This window comes from Corynebacterium jeikeium, assembly GCF_000738175.1.
Lineage (GTDB): Bacteria > Actinomycetota > Actinomycetes > Mycobacteriales > Mycobacteriaceae > Corynebacterium > Corynebacterium jeikeium_C.
Map to the genome: position 1 here is coordinate 1 of NZ_JFCH01000010.1, position 5506 is coordinate 5506.

At 53.1% G+C, this 5506-nt stretch carries 2 rRNA genes; both read left to right on the forward strand.

The annotated features are described in order from the left end of the window. Window positions 1–419 precede the first annotated feature (419 nt). Window positions 420–1943 (forward strand): 16S ribosomal RNA (locus tag JQ46_RS01010). A gap of 409 nt (window positions 1944–2352) precedes the next feature. Beyond that, window positions 2353–5429: ribosomal RNA gene (locus JQ46_RS01015) — 23S ribosomal RNA — on the forward strand. The 16S and 23S rRNA genes sit together here, the layout of an rRNA operon. The last annotated feature ends 77 nt before the right edge of the window (window positions 5430–5506 follow it).

Consider the following 5506-nt stretch of genomic DNA (forward strand, 5'->3'; position numbering starts at 1 on the left):
GTGTGCGTAGGTTGTTTGAGAACTCAATAGCGTGATGAACCAAGTTTAGATACTTTGTTGACCAACCTTTGTGTTGATTCTGATGCATTGTATGTCTTTATTACTTTTGTGACTTGTTTCAGTGCTCCATTGGCTCGCATGGATTGTGGGTTGGTGGTGGTTACGCCAGCGTGGTTTTAACGTGTCCACGATATGTAATGTGCGTATCCCAGCAGGAGTCGCCTTTTTACGGGTGCTTGTTGGGCTGATGAATGGTTATTGGAAAAGTTTTTGGGATGTATGTTGTGTCTGATCAATAGTCAGCGGCGTTTTGTGTTGTTGGTGTTGGTTGATGTGATTTATTTATCCTTTTTTCAATTCTTTTGTCAGTAGTTTTTTGTTTGCCTGGTTTTCAGGCTCACCATGTGTCTGATGGCATTTTTATGGAGAGTTTGATCCTGGCTCAGGACGAACGCTGGCGGCGTGCTTAACACATGCAAGTCGAACGGAAAGGCCCTTTGCTTGCAAGGGGTACTCGAGTGGCGAACGGGTGAGTAACACGTGGGTGATCTGCCTTGCACTTCGGGATAAGCCTGGGAAACTGGGTCTAATACCGGATAGGACCATGCTTTAGTGTGTGTGGTGGAAAGTTTTTCGGTGCAAGATGAGCCCGCGGCCTATCAGCTTGTTGGTGGGGTAATGGCCTACCAAGGCGACGACGGGTAGCCGGCCTGAGAGGGTGTACGGCCACATTGGGACTGAGACACGGCCCAGACTCCTACGGGAGGCAGCAGTGGGGAATATTGCACAATGGGCGCAAGCCTGATGCAGCGACGCCGCGTGGGGGATGACGGCCTTCGGGTTGTAAACTCCTTTCGCTAGGGAAGAAGCCTTTTGGTGACGGTACCTGGATAAGAAGCACCGGCTAACTACGTGCCAGCAGCCGCGGTAATACGTAGGGTGCGAGCGTTGTCCGGAATTACTGGGCGTAAAGAGCTCGTAGGTGGTTTGTCGCGTCGTCTGTGAAATCCCGGGGCTTAACTTCGGGCGTGCAGGCGATACGGGCATAACTAGAGTGCTGTAGGGGAGACTGGAATTCCTGGTGTAGCGGTGAAATGCGCAGATATCAGGAGGAACACCGATGGCGAAGGCAGGTCTCTGGGCAGTTACTGACGCTGAGGAGCGAAAGCATGGGTAGCGAACAGGATTAGATACCCTGGTAGTCCATGCCGTAAACGGTGGGCGCTAGGTGTGGGGGTTTTATTTACGATTCCCGTGCCGTAGCTAACGCATTAAGCGCCCCGCCTGGGGAGTACGGCCGCAAGGCTAAAACTCAAAGGAATTGACGGGGGCCCGCACAAGCGGCGGAGCATGTGGATTAATTCGATGCAACGCGAAGAACCTTACCTGGGCTTGACATACACCGGATCGCTGCAGAGATGTAGTTTCCCTTGTGGCTGGTGTACAGGTGGTGCATGGTTGTCGTCAGCTCGTGTCGTGAGATGTTGGGTTAAGTCCCGCAACGAGCGCAACCCTTGTCTTGTGTTGCCAGCACGTTATGGTGGGGACTCGCGAGAGACTGCCGGGGTTAACTCGGAGGAAGGTGGGGATGACGTCAAATCATCATGCCCCTTATGTCCAGGGCTTCACACATGCTACAATGGTCGGTACAGTGGGTTGCGATACCGTGAGGTGGAGCTAATCCCTTAAAGCCGGTCTCAGTTCGGATTGGAGTCTGCAACTCGACTCCATGAAGTCGGAGTCGCTAGTAATCGCAGATCAGCAACGCTGCGGTGAATACGTTCCCGGGCCTTGTACACACCGCCCGTCACGTCATGAAAGTTGGTAACACCCGAAGCCAGTGGCCCAAACTTGTTAGGGAGCTGTCGAAGGTGGGATCGGCGATTGGGACGAAGTCGTAACAAGGTAGCCGTACCGGAAGGTGCGGCTGGATCACCTCCTTTCTAAGGAGTTTTTATTTTTTGTTTTTGTTTCTGGGTGAATAGGTAGCCGGTTCAATCACTTGGTGGTGGTTGTTGGGTGCTGTTTTGTTCAGGTCACTTTGTAGTGTGGATGTTGTGTGTTGGGGTTGGCACTTGTGTTGGGGTTGGGTGAGCGAAGTGTTGGTTTGTCATGGCTGTTGGGTGTCTGGGACAATCTGTTTGTTCCTTGTGTGTGGATGCTTGCTAATGGGCGGATGATCACTTCTGTGTGGTTGTTTGTGTGTTGTGGGTGTTCAGTGTTGTTTGAGAACTGTATAGTGGACGCGAGTATCTTCTTTTTTGTGATTTTTGTTTGAAATCATTGTTGTTCACGCGCTGGCTGCATGGATGTTTTGTTTGTGTGGTTGGTGTGTGGGTGTCTTAGTATTTGTGTGTTGTCTGTGAAGGGCGCACGGTGGATGCCTTGGGCATGATAAGCCGATGAAGGACGTGGAAGGCCGCGATAGTCCTCGGGGAGTTGTCAATCGAGCGTTGATCCGAGGGTGTCCGAATGGGGAAACCTGGCCACAGTTGTGTGTGGTCGCTGCATGGATGAATTCATAGTTTGTGTGGTGGTAACGCGGGGAAGTGAAACATCTTAGTACCCGTAGGAGAAGAAAATAATAATGATTCTGCTAGTAGCGGCGAGCGAACGTGGATTTTGGCTAAACTGCATGCGTGTGATACCTGGCAGGGGTTGCGTGTGTGGGGTTGTGGGGTTGTGTTGTGCGGTGCTGCCATGCCGTGCCCTGGTGTCATGTGTTAGCGGAAGTGGTTTGGAATGGCCTGCCGTAGACGGTGAGAGTCCGGTACGTGAAAGCATGTGGTGTTGGGGTTGACATGATGTACCCGAGTAGCAGCGGGCTCGTGGAATCTGCTGTGAATCTGCCGGGACCGCCCGGTAAGCCTGAATACTTATTGTGACCGATAGTGTATGAGTACCGTGAGGGAATGGTGAAAAGTACCCCGGGAGGGGAGTGAAATAGTACCTGAAACCGTGTGCCTACAAGCCGTCAGAGCCTTTTAGAGGGTGATGGCGTGCCTTTTGAAGAATGAGCCTGCGAGTCAGCGGCATGTCGCGAGGTTAACCCGTGTTGTGGGGTAGCCGTAGGGAAACCGAATCCTAATGAGGGTGTTTTTAGTGGCGTGTCCTGGACCCGAAGCGGGGTGATCTACCCATGGCCAGTGTGAAGCAGCTGTAAGAGGCTGTGGAGGCGCGAACCCACTTAGGTTGAAAACTGAGGGGATGAGTTGTGGGTAGGGGTGAAAGGCCAATCAAACTCCGTGATAGCTGGTTCTCCCCGAAATGCATTTAGGTGCAGCGTCGTGTGTTTCTTGCCGGAGGTAGAGCTACTGGTTGGTTGAGCGGGACTATCATCTTAGCGACGTCAGCCAAACTCCGAATGCCGGTAAGTCAGAATGCGGCAGTGAGACTGCGGGGGATAAGCTTCGTTAGTCGAGAGGGAAACAGCCCAGATCGCCGGTTAAGGCCCCTAAGAGTGTGCTAAGTGGAAAAGGATGTGGGATCGCGAAGACAGCCAGGAGGTTGGCTTAGAAGCAGCCATCCTTGAAAGAGTGCGTAATAGCTCACTGGTCGAGTGGTTCTGCGCCGACAATGTAGTGGGGCTCAAGTACACCGCCGAAACCGCGGAACTCAATCTTTTGGTTGGGTTGGTAGGGGAGCGTCGTGTGATCGTGGAAGCTGCCGGGTGACCGTGTGGTGGAGGTTATGCGAGTGAGAATGCAGGCATGAGTAGCGAATGATGCGTGTGAAACGTATCCGCCGGATGACTAAGGGTTCCTGGGTCAAGCTAATCTTCCCAGGGTGAGTCGGGTCCTAAGGCGAGGCCGACAGGCGTAGTCGATGGTTAACGGGTTGATATTCCCGTACCCGTGTGTGTGCGACCAATGGTGAATCAGTGATACTAACCACCCTGAAGCGTGTCACATGCACTTTGTGTGTGTGGTGTGTGGATGCGTGGGACCTGATCTGGTAGTAGCCAAGCGATGGGGTGACGCAGGAAGGTAGCCAAGCCACTGATTGGATTGTGGTGTAAGCGTGTGGCCCGCAGGATTAGGTAAATCCGTCCTGCATGTGGGTGAGGCGTGATGCGTACCCGTTGTGGGGATGTTGGTGATCCTATGCTGTCGAGAAAAGCCTCTAGTGAGTGCATGTACGGCCCGTACCGTAAACCGACACAGGTGGTCAGGTAGAGAATACTAAGGCGTTCGGGTGAACTGTGGTTAAGGAATTCGGCAAAATGGCCCCGTAACTTCGGGAGAAGGGGTGCCACTGCTGGTGAACGACGTGTTGAGCTGGTGGTGGTCGCAGAGAATAGAGGGAAGCGACTGTTTACTAAAAACACAGGTCCGTGCGAAGACGGGTAAGTCGATGTATACGGACTGACGCCTGCCCGGTGCTGGAAGGTTAAGAGGACCTGTTAGGACTTTTGTCCGAAGCGGAGAATTTAAGCCCCAGTAAACGGCGGTGGTAACTATAACCATCCTAAGGTAGCGAAATTCCTTGTCGGGTAAGTTCCGACCTGCACGAATGGCGTAACGACTTCCCTGCTGTCTCAACCACAGGCCCGGTGAAATTGCAGTACGAGTAAAGATGCTCGTTACGCGCGGCAGGACGAAAAGACCCCGGGACCTTCACTATAGCTTGGTATTGGTGTTCGGTTCGGTTTGTGTAGGATAGGTGGGAGACTGTGAAGCGGCTACGCTAGTGGTTGTGGAGTCGTTGGTGAAATACCACTCTGATCGGATTGGGCATCTGAACCTCGGCCCGTGATCCGGGTTAGGGACAGTGCCTGGTGGGTAGTTTAACTGGGGCGGTTGCCTCCCAAAGTGTAACGGAGGCGCCCAAAGGTTCCCTCAGCCTGGTTGGCAATCAGGTGTTGAGTGTAAGTGCACAAGGGAGCTTGACTGTGAGACTGACAGGTCGAGCAGGTACGAAAGTAGGGACTAGTGATCCGGCACCGGCTTGTGGAAGCGGTGTCGCTCAACGGATAAAAGGTACCCCGGGGATAACAGGCTGATCTTCCCCAAGAGTCCATATCGACGGGATGGTTTGGCACCTCGATGTCGGCTCGTCGCATCCTGGGGCTGGAGTAGGTCCCAAGGGTTGGGCTGTTCGCCCATTAAAGCGGCACGCGAGCTGGGTTTAGAACGTCGTGAGACAGTTCGGTCTCTATCCGCCGTGCGCGTTGAAACTTGTAGAAGGCTGTCCCTAGTACGAGAGGACCGGGACGGACATACCTCTGGTGGGCCAGTTGTCACGCCCGTGGCATGGCTGGTTGGCTACGTATGGGAGGGATAACCGCTGAAAGCATCTAAGCGGGAAGCCTGTTCTGAGATGAGGTTTCTTTTGAGGTTCCCTGTAGATTATGGGGTTGATAGGCCGGATCTGGAAGTCATGTGAGTGATGGAGGTGACCGGTACTAATTAGCCGATGTTCAACACATTATTTGTGTGCTAGGGTTTTGATTTCTTGTCGCATTGTGAGTGTGCTCGCGTCTGTTATGCAGTGTCTGGAACGGCAC